Source organism: Streptantibioticus rubrisoli (genome assembly GCF_024436055.1).
Lineage (GTDB): Bacteria > Actinomycetota > Actinomycetes > Streptomycetales > Streptomycetaceae > Streptantibioticus_A > Streptantibioticus_A rubrisoli.
On record NZ_JANFNH010000006.1, the window covers coordinates 187683 to 201544 of the forward strand.

Consider the following 13862-nt stretch of genomic DNA (forward strand, 5'->3'; position numbering starts at 1 on the left):
CAGTTATGCCGCTTTACGGCTCTTTATCGGTACTTTGCGCAATGAGATGTGCCACCGTGCCGTGAGGGAACTACCCACCCCCGGAGCCGGTCCCTCGTGCGCGCCCCCAACCGTGCACCTGTGCGCCCCGCGTGTCCCACCCAAGAGGGAACGCGGCTTCCGTAACCCTTGCTGACAAGGGAAGTTGTGCATCGCGTGGAAGACACCATCGGAGCCCCGCAGCCGCTCGCCGCATCCGAACAGATGCTGGAGGCGGCGGTGCGATACGCGGACGAGCGGCACTGGGACGTGTTCCCGGGCAGTTGGCTCGACGACAACGGCGGCGACCTGCGCTGCTCCTGCGGCTTCAGCGGCTGCCCGGCCCCCGGCGCCCACCCCACCCGCACCGACTGGCCGGGGCAGGCGACCGGCAGCGGTGTGGCGGTCCGCCGGATGTGGTCCAGAGAGCCGCGCGCCTCCGTGCTGCTGCCCACCGGCCGGAGTTTCGACGTGATCGACGTGCCCGAGGTGGCGGGCTGCCTGGCGCTGGCCCGGATGGAACGGATGGAGCTGCCGCTCGGTCCGGTCATGTCCACACCCAATCGCAGGCTGGTGTTCTTCGTGCTGCCCGGCGCCAGCGCCAAAGTCCCCGACCTGGTACGGCGGTTGGGGTGGCCGCCGTCCGCGCTGGACATGGTGGTGCGCGGGGACGGGGACTACGTTCCGGCACCGCCCACCCGGATGGGCCGGGGGTCCGTGCAGTGGGCGCGGCAGCCGACCGCGTTGAACCGGTGGCTGCCGGACGCCGAGGAGTTGATCAGCCCGCTCGCCTACGCCTGCGGCCGGGAGGCGGCCGCCCTGCGGGACCGCTGACGCGGTGGGCGGCCTCCGCCCGCCGCGGGGTCAATGGACGGTGACGGCCAGGAACTCCTCCAGGGCGCGCTGCCAGGCCTCCGGTTGATCCCAGGGGACGAGGTGTCCGGCGTCCGCCAGTTCGGCGTATGTGCCATGCGGCAGTACGCGGACCATCTCCTGGGCTTCCGCACGGCCGAGTTCGCCGTCCCAGCCGCGCACCACGAGGGTGGGGCAATGGACTTGGGCGAGCTCGTCCCAGTGCGCGTCGCGCATCCATGGCTCCCGGGAGTCGAGCATGTGCTGGAAGGAGAACTGCGGCCACCAGCCGCCGGAGCGCTCCTCCATCACCTCGGTGTAGAACGCCCCGCGCACCGGGCGCGGCCGCTCCAGCGTGGGGTCGTCGGCGCCGAACCACCTTCGTACGTCGGCCAGTGTGGCGAAGGGCAGCGGCCAGGAGGCGAACCACTGCTCCCACTCACGCTGGCTCGCCTCGCCGAGCGCCGAGGCCCGCATGTCGCAGATGACCAGGGCGCGCACCAACTCAGGGCGCGAGGCGGCGAGTTGCCAGGCGGTGAGCGCGCCCATGGAGTGGCCCACCAGGACGGCGGGCGCCAGGTCAAGCTGCTCGATGGCGGCCGCGACATCCGCGATGTACGCCTCGCGGGTGTAGGGGCCGTCCGGCTTGGCGGAGCGGCCGTGGCCGCGCTGGTCGAGGGCGACCGGGCGGTAACGGGCGGCCAGCGCGCGGGCCGTCGCCGCCCAGTGGGCGGCTCGGCCCATCAGCCCGTGCAGCATCAGCACCGCGGGGAGCGGCGCCTCTGCGTCCGGCACTGCTGGTGGCGCGCACTCGTCATGCGGTTTGTGGTGGTCTGTGAAGTCCCAGGCGGCCAGCTGTACGCCACCCGCTCCGGACACCTCGATACGACGAACCATCGATCCGGCACCCCCGGGTCAACCGTCCTGTCCGGCCCGGTTGGCCGAACAGATCCACCGTATCGAACTCACCTTCGAAAAAGGGGGTATGGCGCTTAACACCGCCCTTTCGAGTGACAAGGGAAGGGTGTGCTTCGAAGGCCCTGCGGGGAGTACTTCCAGCGGGGAGGGATCGTCCCCGCTGGGCAAGGGGAAGGACCCGGAGAGCTCGGGGTTCCGGGTACGGCGCCCAGGGGACGTAGGGGGAGGAGGGCCCCGGCATTCGCCGGGGCCCTATCCCTTTTCGGTCCTTGTTGTCTCTTTTGGATCCGCGCTGTTGTCTCTTTTGGATCCGCGCTCGCGCTGGGGGTTGGCCAGCGCCCTGAAGGGGCGCGGGGCTGTGTTCATGTGCGGCTCCGCCGCGTGGGCGCGACCAGCCGCGACGGTGCTGCGGACGATCGACAGCCCATCGCCGCACTCCCAGCGGAACGCTCAGCGCTTCGCCACGAAGACGTGACCGGCCACGTCCTGGCTGAGCTCGGCCGCCTCGCCGCCGGAGCCGACCAGCACACCGCCGGGCGAGCCGGTGACGCTGACCACCGCACCGGGCTGGACGCCCGCACGGCGCAGCGTGTACATCAGCTGGGCGTCCGTCTGGATCGGCTCGCCGATCCGGCGTACCACCACGGTCTTGCCGTCCGCACCGGGATCCAGGTCGACCAGGCTGACCGTCCCCTCGCCCAGGAACGGATCGGCCTCCGCCTTCTCCCCCAGCTCCTCCAGGCCGGGGATCGGGTTCCCGTACGGGGACTCGGTGGGGTGCCGCAGCAGCTCCAGCACCCGCCGCTCGACCGCCTCGCTCATCACGTGCTCCCAGCGGCAGGCCTCCGCGTGCACCTGCTCCCACTCCAGGCCGATGACGTCGACCAGGAGGCACTCGGCGAGCCGGTGCTTGCGCATGACGCGGGTGGCGAGCCGCCGCCCCTCCTCCGTCAGCTCCAGGTGCCGGTCGCCCGCGACCTGCACCAGACCGTCCCGCTCCATCCGCGCCACCGTCTGGCTGACCGTCGGACCGCTCTGGTCCAACCGCTCGGCGATACGGGCGCGCATGGGGACCACACCCTCCTCTTCAAGCTCCAGGATGGTGCGGAGATACATCTCCGTCGTGTCGATGAGGTGTCCCGACATACGTGCCCCTCAATAGCTCGTGCGGTGGCCCTGCTGACAATTCTGACGCATGCCACCGACAACGCCGCCCGCTCGCGGTTGACAGCCCGTGCCGAAAGGCTCCACCGTGATCGGCGAGCTAGGAGCGGAGGACGGCGACATGGCGGCTGACGATCTCGCCGGACGGTACTTCGACGCGGCCATCGGCCTGCTGCGCCGGGTGCGCGACGAGGACGCGGAGAGCATCGCCGAGGCGGGTCGGCTGATCGCCGACGCGGTGGAGGGCAACGCCCGGGTCTTCGTCTTCGGCGCCGGTCACTCCTCGCTCCCGGCGCAGGACGTGGTGTACCGGGCGGGCGGGCTGGCCCTGATCAACCTGCTCGCGGTCCCCGGTGTCATGGGGGTCGACATCGTGCCCGCCACCCTGGGCAGCGCCCTGGAGCGGGTCGACGGGCTCGCCGCGGCCGTGCTGGACACCAGTCCCGCCGAGCCGGGCGACGTGCTGGTCGTCATCTCGCTGTCCGGCCGCAACGCGCTGCCGGTCGAGATGGCGCTGAACGCCCGGGCGCTGGGCCTGAAGGTCATCGGCGTCACCTCGCTGGCGTACCCGGAGCACACGAAGTCGCGGCACTCCTCGGGCACATATCTGAAGGAACACTGCGATGTGGTGATCGACAGCAAGATCCCGGTCGGCGACGCGGAGCTGACCGCGCAGGGCGTCCCGGCGCCGTTCGGCCCGGCGTCCACCGTCGTCACCAGCGCCCTGCTGCAGGCGGTGGTCGCCACCGCGGTCGGTGAACTGGCCGGGCGCGGCCACACGCCGCCGCTGCTGCGGTCGGGCAACGTGGACGGCGGCCACGAGTGGAACGGCCGGATCCTGGCCGAGTACGGCGACCGGATCTTCTACCGGCGCTAGGGCCCTTCCGGCGGACTTCGCGTCATGGGTTGCGCAAGGGCATGACCGCCGGTCCGCGTTGTCGTGGTTGCTCGCCGTCGCGGCGGGATGTTGTCGCCCACGGCACGGGATCCGCCGGACAGTCGCCAAAGCGGCTAACGGCGCCGCTTCGCCAGCGCCGCCAGGTCCAGCGCCGCCGCGATCCGAGCCGCCGCGTCCTCCGCGTACGCCGCGTCCGCGCGGTCGAACGGGCGCCGCCCCGCCCCGCGCAGGAACGTCACCACACCCAGCGTCCGCCCCCGGCTGCGCAGCACCGAGCACAGCGCGTACACCGTGCCCTCGGGCCATCTGCGCGCCGCGGCCCGCTCCGGGGACAGGTCCGCCGACCGCACCGAGCCGAGCCGCTCGACGCACTGCAGCGCCGGATGGCCCTCCTCGTACGGCACCGGGATGCCGCCGGAGGCGACCGGCAGGCACGGTCCCGGGCCGCCAGGCGTACCGGCCGCGCGCACCAGCTTGCCGCCCGGGCCGATCACGTCGATCAGGCCGTCGTCGGCGAAGCCCGCGAGGGCGTAGTCCAGATAGCCGGTGGCCGCCTCCATGGGGTCCTCGCACTCGGCTCCCGCGTTCGCCGCGCGGCGCAACTGGTTGGTGCGGAACCGGAGTTGGGACGCCTCCTGCTCGGCGAGCTTGGTGTCGGTGATGTCCTCGAACATCCAGCCCACCCCGAGCGGCACCGGCTCCTCGCCGAGCGGTGAGCCAAGGCGTACGAAGCCGCTGCGCCAGCAGTGCCGTGCGGGGTCGGGACCGTCCGCGCGCAGGGTCACCCACAGGTCGAGCGGCGTGGTCGGCGGGCCCTCGGAGAGCACGTGGTGCAGCGCGCCCTCCAGTTCCTCCACGCCCTGGCCCAGCACCTCGCCGAGCGGGCGGCCGAGCAGCGACTCCCGGCCGGTGCGCAGCGCCCGCGCCGCGCAGCCGTTGACGACGGCGGGCCGCAGGTCGGCGTCTATCAACACCACGCCCCAGGAGGCCTCCTGGAACAGGGCGTCGCTGAGCGCGATGGACCGTTCCAGGTCGATCTGCGCGTGCACCTCGGAGAAGGCGCAGTACACGCCCGCGGGCTGCCCGTCGGGGGTGGTGACCGCGGCGGTCTGGGCGCGCACCAGGACGCGATGGCCGTCCTTGGTCAGCAGGGCGAACTCATGGACCTGGCGGCCGGGCCCGTTCATCACCCCGAGCAGCCGGGCCATCAGGTCGTCGGCGTCGGCGCTGCGCACCGCCCAGCCCGCGAGTCCACGGCGGCCGACGGCGTCCTCGGCGGTCCAGCCGAGGATCCGGGCCGCCTCTGTGTTCCAGTGGGTGACCAGGCCGTCCTGGTCAAAGGCGCACAGAGCAGCGTCCATGCTTTCCAGGAGGGCGGCGAGTAACTGCTCGTCGCCTCCGCTCAGCGGCTTCGCGTGGGCGTCGGAAGGCTGCACATCTCCCCATTCAACTCTCCTGTGACGCAGCCCACAGCCCGTTCGGGAAAATCAGTTGTCTCTCGTCGGCCGCCTTCTTAGGCTGGCGGTACACGGAGAGGAGGTGGTCCGAAGAATGATTGACTATCGGACGCGTGAGGTGGCTGCGGGCTGACGCCGCGCACCTCGCCTGCGAGTCGTGCGTCGCAGGCCTAATCCAAAGCAGTCACCCGACCCGCGGGCTACCGGACCTCGTCCGACCGGTCCTGGAGCGTCATCCCCTTGGGGATGGCAGGCGACAGGCAGCAGCCCGCGGGTCGCCGCTTATCAGGGCACGCCCGCGCAGGCAGGCGTGCCCTGGGGCGTGTTCACGGGCACAGGCGCTCGATCCGCCAGCCCTCTTCCTCGCGGACGTACACCAGCCGGTCGTGCAGCCGGTTCTCCCGGCCCTGCCAGAACTCCATCCGTTCCGCGCCCACCCGGTAACCGCCCCAGAACGGCGGCGCCGGAACCCGTTCGCTCTCCGGGTACCGGTCGGCCAGCTCCGCGTACCGCCGCTCCAGTTCCGCGCGCGAGCCGATGGGCGCCGACTGGTCGCTGGCCCACGCGCCGAGCTGTGAGCCATGCGGCCGGCTGCGGAAGTACGCGACCGTCTCCTCCCGTGCCACCTTGGCCACCGGACCGCTGATGATCACCTGCCGGGCGATCTGGTGCCAGGGGAAGAGCAGCGAGGCGTACGGGTTCTCCGCCAGGTCGCGGCCCTTGCGCGAGGCGTAGTTGGTGTAGAAGACGAAGCCGCTGATGTCGTAGCTCTTGAGCAGTACGGTGCGCGAGCTGGGGCGCCCCGAGGCGTCGGCCGTCGAGACGACCATCGCGTTCGGCTCCGGCAGCCCGCTGTTCGCCGCGTCGGCGAACCAACGGGCGAACTGCTCGTACGGGCAGGCGGCCAGCTCCGGCGCGTCGAGGCCTTCGGCACGGTACTGCTTCCGCATGGTGGCGGGGTCGGGGTGGGGCACCCGCACATCTTGCAGCACGGAGCGCGGCCGGTGCGCGGCCGGGGCAAGGCTCACCCGGGCGGGTGACACCGCACGTCAGGGCGGTTCGGTACAGGGCCGACAAGCCGCCCACCCGGTCAAGGTCACGCAGTGTGCCGCACGTCACGCTTCCGGTCACGTAACGAAACCGACAGAATCGCCCCTGGACCGCTGTGACCTCTCGACACCAACAGATATCTTGCTGCGTTCCTCCTCGGCAGGGTGAACCACCACCCGAGCAGGGCATATGACCGAGGCGTCACCAGCCACCGTCGACCACATCAAGAGGAGCCGCCTGATGTCCGACTTCGTACCCGGACTTGAGGGAGTCGTCGCGTTCGAAACGGAGATCGCCGAACCCGACAAGGAGGGCGGCTCCCTGCGCTACCGGGGCGTCGACATCGAGGACCTGGTCGGCAACGTGTCGTTCGGCAACGTCTGGGGCCTGCTGGTGGACGGCAGCTTCAACCCCGGTCTGCCGCCCGCCGAGCCGTTCCCGATCCCGGTCCACTCCGGTGATATCCGGGTCGACGTGCAGTCCGCCCTGGCGATGCTGGCGCCGGTGTGGGGCCTGAAACCGCTGCTCGACATCAGCGCCGAGCAGGCGCGTGACGACCTCGCGCGGGCGGCGGTGATGGCGCTGTCCTACGTGGCGCAGTCGGCGCGCGGCCAGGGGCTGCCGATGGTGCCGCAGCGGGAGATCGACAAGGCGGAGACCATTGTCGAGCGGTTCATGATCCGCTGGCGCGGTGAGCCGGACCCGCGGCACGTCAAGGCCGTGGACGCGTACTGGACGTCGGCCGCCGAACACGGCATGAACGCCTCGACGTTCACCGCCCGGGTGATCGCCTCCACCGGTGCCGATGTGGCCGCGGCGCTGTCCGGCGCGGTGGGCGCGATGTCGGGGCCGCTGCACGGCGGTGCGCCGTCCCGGGTGCTGGGGATGATCGAGGAGATCGAGCGCACCGGTGACGCGGCCGCGTACGTGAAGAAGACCCTGGACAAGGGCGAGCGGCTGATGGGCTTCGGGCACCGGGTGTACCGCGCTGAGGACCCGCGCGCCCGGGTGCTGCGGCGCACCGCCAAGGAGTTGGGCGCGCCGCGCTACGAGGTGGCCGAGGCGCTGGAGAAGGCGGCGCTGGAGGAGCTGCACAACCGGCGGCCGGACCGGGTGCTCGCCACCAACGTGGAGTTCTGGGCGGCGATCATGCTGGACTTCGCCGAGGTTCCGGCGCACATGTTCACGTCGATGTTCACGTGTGCCCGTACGGCGGGGTGGAGTGCGCACATCCTCGAGCAGAAGCGGACGGGCCGACTGGTGCGGCCGTCGGCCCGGTACGTGGGGCCCGGGCCGCGCAGCCCGCGCGACGTGGAGGGGTTCGGCGAGGCCGTTCACTGAGCCCTCCGGGGGTGCGGTGGGCTTCTGATTCCGCCGGACCCTCGCCGTGGGGATCGCTCGCGGTGGGGGTTGCTCGCCGTCGCGGCGGTCATTTGGCGGTTCGGTAGCGCGCTGAAGGAGCGCGGGGCTGTGTTCATGTGCGGCTCCGCCGCGTGGGCGCGATCAGCCACAACGGTGCCGCAGACGATCGAGACGGCACACCGCCGCACCCCCAGCGGAGCGCTCAGGTATCCAGGGCGTTCGCCAGGACCTCCGCCAGGTGGTGGGCTTCCACACCTGCCAGTTGGGCCAGTTGCGTGCGGCACGAGTAACCGTCCGCCAGGACCAGCGAGTTGGGTGGGGCGTCGCGGACCGCGGGGAGCAACTGCTCGGCGGCGCAGGCCGCCGAGACCTCGTAGTGGCCGGGTTCGAAGCCGAAGTTCCCGGCCAGCCCGCAACAGCCGCCGGACAGCTCGCCGGTGAGCCCCGCCCGGGCGCGCAGCCGTCGTTCCGCTGCGTAGCCGAGCACCGCGTGCTGGTGGCAGTGCGTCTGGCCGACCACCGGACGGTCGAGGCGCGGCGGGGTCCAGTCGGGCGCGTGCTCCTCCAGCGCCTGGGCGAACGTCCGCACCGAGGCGGCCAGTCGACTGGCGTCGTCGCAGCCCAGCAGTTCGGGCAGGTCGGTACGGAGCGCCGCCGTACAGCTCGGTTCCAGGCCGACGACGGGCAGCCCGGCGGCCACCGCGGGCCGCAGCGTCTCCAGGGTGCGGCGCATCACCTTGCGGGCACGGTCGAGTTGGCCGGTGGACACCCAGGTCAGCCCGCAGCACACCGGCCGCGGGGGCACCACGACGCGCAGCCCGGCCACCTGGAGGACCCGCACGGCGGCCGAACCGACCTGCGGACTGAGGTAGTTGGTGAAGGTGTCGGGGAACAGCACGACGGTGCGTCCGGCTCCGCCGCTGCCTCGACGCGCACGCCACCAACGGGTGAAAGGCACCCGGGCAAGCCGTGGAATCTCACGTTCCGCGGCGATGCCGCCCACACGCTTCGCCACGGCGGACAGTGGCGTACCGGCCGCCGCGTTCAGCAGCGGCGCCAGCCGCAGCGCCGCCGTGCCGCGTAGCCACACCGGCAGCCAGCCCATGGAGTAGTGAGCGGCCGGGCGCACCCGACCCGCGTAGTGGTGGTGCAGGAACTCCGCCTTGTACGTGGCCATGTCGACCCCGACCGGGCAGTCCGAGCGGCAGCCCCGGCAGGACAGGCACAGGTCCAGCGCCTCCCGTACCCACGGTGACCGCCAGCCGTCGGTCACCACCTCCCCCGCCAGCATCTCGTGCAGCAGCCGGGCCCGCCCCCGGGTGGAGTGCCGCTCCTCACCGGTGACCCGGTACGACGGGCACATCACCCCCGAACCAGCCTGCGTCGACCGGCACTTGGCGACGCCCACGCAGCGCCGTACCGCCGCCGAGAAGTCACCGCCGTCGTGCGGATAGCCGAACTCGACGTCCACCGGGCGCTGGGGCAGCACCGTGAAGCGCAGGCCCTCGTCCAGCCGGGCGGGACGGACCAGTACGCCCGGGTTCATGCCGTCCGCCGGGTCCCACAGTTGCTTGAACCGGCCGAAGAGACCGACCAGTTCCGGTCCGTACATCAGCGGCAGCAGTTCGGAGCGGGCCCGGCCGTCGCCGTGCTCGCCGGAGAGCGATCCGCCGTGCGCCACCACCAGCCGCGCCAGGTCCTCGGAGAAGCGGCGGAAGCGGGCGATGCCCGGCTCGCCCAACAGGTCGAAGTCGACGCGGACATGGACGCAGCCCTCACCGAAGTGCCCGAACGGCGCCCCACGCAGCCCGTGCTGGGCCAGCAGGGCGCGGAACTCCCTCAGGTAGCCGCCGAGCCGGTGCGGGGGCACCGCGCAGTCCTCCCAGCCCGGCCAGGCCTCGCGGCCGTCCGGCAGCCGGGTCGCCAGGCCCGCGGCGTCCTCCCGCACCCGCCACAGCGTGCGCTGCCCGCCCGGCTCGGTGACGACGACGCCGTCCACCGCGCCGTCCGCGAGCGCCGTCCGGCACAACTCGTCGGCCTTCGCCCGCACTTCGGCCGTCGAGTCGCCGCCGACCTCTACGAACAGCCACGCCCCGCCACGCGGCAGCAGCCGGGCGGCACCGGCCGCCACATCGGCGGACATGCCCTCCACGGTCAGCGGACGCAACGGCAGCAGCCCGGTGGCGGCGTCGGCCGCGGCGCTGTCGTCGGGGTAGCCCAGCACCGCCAGCGCGCGCACCGCGGGTGCCGCCACCAGCCGTACGGTGGCCGAGGTGAGCACCCCGAGGGTGCCCTCGCTGCCGGTGAACGCCCGTGCCAGGTGCCCGCCCTTCTCCGGCAGCAGCTGGTCGAGCGCGTAACCGGAGATCCGGCGCGGCAGTTCGGGGAAGCCCGTGCGCAGCACGGCGAGGTGCCCTGCCGTCAGCTCCTCGATGCCGTCTCGCAAGGGGGCGGGCAGACCGTCGGTGCCGCTGGCCAGCCGCAGCCGCTGGCCGCCGTAGGTCAGCACGTCCAGCGAGTGCACGTTGTCGGCCGTGGTGCCCCAGGCGACGGAGTGCGCGCCGCAGGCGTTGTTGCCGATCATGCCGCCGAGCGTGCAGCGGCTGTGCGTGGACGGGTCCGGGCCGAAGGTCAGGCCGTGGGCCGCGGCCTGCCGCCGCAGGTCGTCCAGGACCACGCCGGGCTGCACCACGGCGGTGCGGGCCACCGGGTCGATGGCCTGGATCCTGTTCATGTACCGGGTGAAGTCCAGCACCACGCCGGTGCCGATCGCGTTCCCGGCGACCGACGTGCCCGCGCCACGCGGCACCACCGGCGCGCCGTGCTCCCGGCACACCTCAAGCGCCGCCGCGACGTCGTCGGCGTCCCGTGGCGCCACGACGCCGAGCGGCACCCGCCGGTAGTTGGAGGCGTCCATGGTCACCAACGCCCGGCTCGCCGCGTCGAAGGCGACCTGGCCGCGTACGGCTTGTTCCAGGGCGCGCAGCAGGGTCATGCCCCTAGCGTGCCCCGGTGATCAACCGGTTGATCACCGGGGCACGGGGTTTTCCGGGGCGGTCGCCCCGCTCCCGTGCGCGGGGCAGGCCCGCGCACAACCCCAGGCGGTGGGACACCGGTGTCTCATCGGGTGGAACGGCGACCGTACCGGAGCCGTTTCGCAATAGGCTTCCGCTCGTGGCTGAGATCCAGATTCCCGCAGACATCAAGCCCGCCGACGGCCGTTTCGGCGCGGGCCCGTCCAAGGTGCGTACGGAGGCGCTCGACGCCCTGGCGGCCACCGGAACCTCACTGCTCGGCACCTCGCACCGGCAGGCGCCGGTCAAGAACCTCGTCGGTGAGGTGCGCGAGGGCCTCGCCGAGCTGTTCTCGCTGCCCGAGGGCTACCAGGTGGTGCTCGGTAACGGCGGCTCCACCGCCTTCTGGGACATCGCGACGCACGGCCTGATCAGGTCCAAGTCGCAGCACCTGTCCTTCGGCGAGTTCTCCTCGAAGTTCGCCAAGGCCGCCAAGCTCGCGCCGTGGCTGGAGGACCCGACGGTCATCTCCTCCGACCCCGGTACTCACCCGGCGCCCGCCGCCGAGGCCGGGGTGGACGTGTACGCGTTCACCCACAACGAGACCTCCACCGGTGTCGCCATGCCGATCAAGCGGGTCGAGGGCGCCGAGGCGGACGCGCTGGTGCTGGTCGACGCCACGTCCGGCGCGGGCGGTCTGCCGGTCGACGTCGCCGAGACCGACGTGTACTACTTCGCCCCGCAGAAGTCCTTCGCGGCCGACGGCGGACTGTGGCTGGCGCTGTTCTCCCCCGCCGCGCTGGAGCGGGCGGAGCGGATCGCCGGGTCCGGTCGGCACATCCCGGCCTTCTTCGACCTGCCGACCGCCATCGACAACTCGCAGAAGAACCAGACGTACAACACCCCCGCGCTCGCCACCCTGTTCCTGCTCAACGAGCAGGTGAAGTGGATCAACGGGCAGGGCGGACTGCGCTGGGCGGTCGAGCGCACCGCCGACTCCTCCTCCCGGCTGTACGGCTGGGCCGAGAAGTCCGAGCACGCCACCCCGTTCGTGGCCAACCCGGCGCAGCGTTCGCAGGTGATCGGCACGATCGACTTCTCGGACGACATCGACGCCGCGGCGATCGCCAAGGTGCTGCGGGCCAACGGGATCGTGGACACCGAGCCTTACCGCAAGTTGGGGCGCAACCAGTTGCGCGTCGCGATGTTCCCGGCCATCGACCCGGCGGACGTCGAGGCGCTCACCACTTGCGTCGACTACGTCATCGAGCGCCTGTAACCGGGCAGTTGGGGGTGCCGGGGATGCCCCGGCACCCTCTTGCTTCGAGCGCGCTCGAACGGCTTGGCTTGTCGTCCATGGACTACACACAGCTCGGACGTACCGGCCTGAAGGTCTCCCGACTGGTGCTGGGCACCATGAACTTCGGCCCCGTGACCGACGAGGCCGACAGCCACGCCATCATGGACGCGGCGCACGCCGCCGGACTGAACTTCTTCGACACCGCCAACGTCTACGGATGGGGCGAGAACAAGGGCCGCACCGAGGAGATCATCGGCTCCTGGTTCGCCAAGGGCGGCGGCCGCCGCGAGAAGACGGTACTGGCCACCAAGGTCTACGCGGACATGGCCGAATGGCCCAACAACGGCAGGCTCTCCGCGCTCAACATCCGCCGCGCGGCGGAGGCCAGCCTCAAGCGGCTGGGCACCGACCACATCGACCTGTACCAGTTCCACCACATCGACCGGAAGACCCCGTTCGACGAACTCTGGCAGGCCGTCGACGTGTTGGTGCAGCAGGGGAAGATCCTCTACGCCGGTTCCAGCAACTTCGCGGGCTGGCACATCGCCAGGGCCAACGAGGCGGCGGCGCGCCGCGGTTCGCTCGGGCTGGTCAGCGAGCAGTGCCTCTACAACCTGCTGGAGCGGCGCGCGGAGATGGAGGTGATACCGGCAGCCCAGGAGTACGGGCTCGGCGTCATCCCGTGGTCGCCGCTGCACGGTGGGCTGCTCGGTGGCGCGCTGCGCAAGGAGCGCGAGGCGGCGGGGGGTCGCTCGGCGAGCGGCCGTGCGGCAGACGCGCTGAAGAACGCCGCGCGGCGCGAGCAGGTCCAGGCGTACGAGGATCTTTGCGCCAAGGGCGGCTATGAGCCCGGCGAGGTGGCCCTCGCCTGGCTGCTCACCCGTCCCGGGGTGACCGGCCCCATCGTGGGCCCGCGGACCGCGGAGCAGTTGGAGTCGGCGCTGCGAGCGCTCGACCTCCGGCTTCCGGAGGAGTTCGTCACAGAACTGGACACCGTCTTCCCGGGCCCCGGGCCGTCCCCGGAAGCCTTCGCCTGGTAGGGGGCAAGGGGCTGCTGGGGTGGTTTGGCTGGGCGGGTTCGGCGTCAGCGGAGGGCGGCGGCTACTACTACGACGGCCAGGAGCAGGACGAGGGCCGCGGTCATCACTCGGGTACGGGTCTTCGGGTCCACGTATCGAGCCTAACCGGCTCGGGACCTTGCCCCGGGCCGGGGGCGGTGCTACGGGGGCCGCGGGGACGCGGACACGTCAGTGGCCCAGGGGCCAGCGGTGCAGTACCTCGTAGTGGGGTTGGGCACCCGAGGTCCCCGGCGCGGGCGGGTGGCTCTGTACGAGGGCGATGTGGTCGGCGGTCCACTCGTGGCTGGTGAAGCCGGTCAGCAGGTCGGCGAACGGGCGCAACGCCGTGTGGCGGTGCGGGCGGCCTCTGGCCAGCGTCAGATGGGCGCGGAACGGGCGGTCCTCCATCTCGATGCCCGCTCTGCGGGCGCCCGCGGCGAGGGAGTCGGCCAGGTGGCCGAGGGCCTGCACGTCTCCTTCCACTCCGACCCACAGCGTGCGGTCGCCGAACCGGCCGCCGCCTGCCAGGCGCAACGCCAGGGGTGCGTGGCGCCTGGCGGCGCGTTCCAGGCGGGCGGTCAGCTCGGGGAGGGTCTCCTCGGCGACCTCCCCCAGGAACGCCAGGGTGAGGTGGTGGCCGCCCTCGCCAGCCCAGCGGAGGGATTGCGCGTCGGGGGACGCGCGGAGCCTGTTCTCGGCGCGGGTCAGGTCGCGTAGGGCTTCTTGGGAGGGCCAGAGGGCTACGAAGAGTCTCATGTGGCGGTTATTCCC

The 13862-nt window shown here is 72.0% G+C and carries 11 protein-coding genes; 5 read left to right on the plus strand and 6 right to left on the minus strand.

What is annotated here, in order from left to right; translation table 11 throughout:
- Positions 1–195 precede the first annotated feature (195 nt).
- Complete coding sequence (locus NON19_RS10150; protein ID WP_255926488.1) at positions 196–852, plus strand: bifunctional DNA primase/polymerase; 657 nt, start codon at positions 196–198, stop codon at positions 850–852.
- Positions 853–882: 30 nt separating this feature from the next.
- Here the strand turns inward: NON19_RS10150 and NON19_RS10155 are convergent, their stop codons facing one another.
- Together NON19_RS10155 and NON19_RS10160 are read right to left on the minus strand one after the other, a co-directional pair.
- Entirely contained in the window at positions 883–1767 is an 885-nt protein-coding gene (locus NON19_RS10155; RefSeq protein ID WP_255926489.1) for an alpha/beta fold hydrolase, read from the minus strand.
- Between the two features lie 471 nt (positions 1768–2238).
- A complete protein-coding gene (locus tag NON19_RS10160) occupies positions 2239–2934 on the minus strand; it encodes an iron-dependent transcriptional repressor DtxR (RefSeq protein ID WP_255926490.1) in 696 nt (231 codons plus the stop codon).
- 139 nt (positions 2935–3073) lie between these two features.
- On the opposite strand from NON19_RS10160, the gene NON19_RS10165 reads away from it, so the two are divergent.
- Complete coding sequence (locus NON19_RS10165; RefSeq protein ID WP_255926492.1) at positions 3074–3829, plus strand: SIS domain-containing protein; 756 nt, start codon at positions 3074–3076, stop codon at positions 3827–3829.
- A 134-nt stretch (positions 3830–3963) separates the two neighbouring features.
- Here NON19_RS10165 and NON19_RS10170 read toward each other — a convergent pair whose 3' ends face one another.
- Both NON19_RS10170 and pdxH read right to left on the minus strand, forming a co-directional pair.
- The gene (locus tag NON19_RS10170; protein WP_255926494.1) at positions 3964–5286 is read right to left on the minus strand and encodes a PAS domain-containing protein; all 1323 of its coding nucleotides are present in this window, start codon (positions 5284–5286) and stop codon (positions 3964–3966) included.
- A 347-nt stretch (positions 5287–5633) separates the two neighbouring features.
- A complete protein-coding gene (pdxH, locus tag NON19_RS10175; RefSeq protein WP_255926530.1) occupies positions 5634–6257 on the minus strand; it encodes a pyridoxamine 5'-phosphate oxidase in 624 nt (207 codons plus the stop codon).
- 340 nt (positions 6258–6597) lie between these two features.
- Between pdxH and NON19_RS10180 the strand changes: the two genes are divergently transcribed.
- A complete protein-coding gene (locus NON19_RS10180; RefSeq protein WP_255926496.1) occupies positions 6598–7698 on the plus strand; it encodes a citrate synthase 2 in 1101 nt (366 codons plus the stop codon).
- A 223-nt stretch (positions 7699–7921) separates the two neighbouring features.
- Here NON19_RS10180 and NON19_RS10185 read toward each other — a convergent pair whose 3' ends face one another.
- Positions 7922–10714, minus strand: coding sequence for an FAD-binding and (Fe-S)-binding domain-containing protein (locus NON19_RS10185; RefSeq protein WP_255926498.1), 2793 nt, complete (start codon positions 10712–10714; stop codon positions 7922–7924).
- Between the two features lie 179 nt (positions 10715–10893).
- On the opposite strand from NON19_RS10185, the gene serC reads away from it, so the two are divergent.
- On the plus strand, positions 10894–12012 hold the full coding sequence (gene serC, locus NON19_RS10190; protein WP_255926500.1) for a phosphoserine transaminase: 1119 nt from the start codon (positions 10894–10896) through the stop codon (positions 12010–12012).
- A 77-nt stretch (positions 12013–12089) separates the two neighbouring features.
- A complete protein-coding gene (locus tag NON19_RS10195; protein ID WP_255926502.1) occupies positions 12090–13073 on the plus strand; it encodes an aldo/keto reductase in 984 nt (327 codons plus the stop codon).
- Positions 13074–13280: 207 nt separating this feature from the next.
- Here the strand turns inward: NON19_RS10195 and thpR are convergent.
- Positions 13281–13862: RNA 2',3'-cyclic phosphodiesterase (gene thpR, locus NON19_RS10200; protein WP_308213669.1), on the minus strand; the 582-nt coding region annotated here is incomplete at its 5' end.

Bases quoted from the DNA above. Each gene is read 5' to 3' on its own strand.
- NON19_RS10185 (WP_255926498.1), bottom strand. From the start codon at position 10,714: ATGACCCTGCTGCGCGCCCTGGAACAAGCCGTACGCGGCCAGGTCGCC.
- NON19_RS10160 (WP_255926490.1), bottom strand. From the start codon at position 2,934: ATGTCGGGACACCTCATCGACACGACGGAGATGTATCTCCGCACCATC.
- NON19_RS10180 (WP_255926496.1), top strand. From the start codon at position 6,598: ATGTCCGACTTCGTACCCGGACTTGAGGGAGTCGTCGCGTTCGAAACG.
- pdxH (WP_255926530.1), bottom strand. From the start codon at position 6,257: ATGCGGAAGCAGTACCGTGCCGAAGGCCTCGACGCGCCGGAGCTGGCC.
- NON19_RS10155 (WP_255926489.1), bottom strand. From the start codon at position 1,767: ATGGTTCGTCGTATCGAGGTGTCCGGAGCGGGTGGCGTACAGCTGGCC.
- NON19_RS10165 (WP_255926492.1), top strand. From the start codon at position 3,074: ATGGCGGCTGACGATCTCGCCGGACGGTACTTCGACGCGGCCATCGGC.
- NON19_RS10195 (WP_255926502.1), top strand. From the start codon at position 12,090: ATGGACTACACACAGCTCGGACGTACCGGCCTGAAGGTCTCCCGACTG.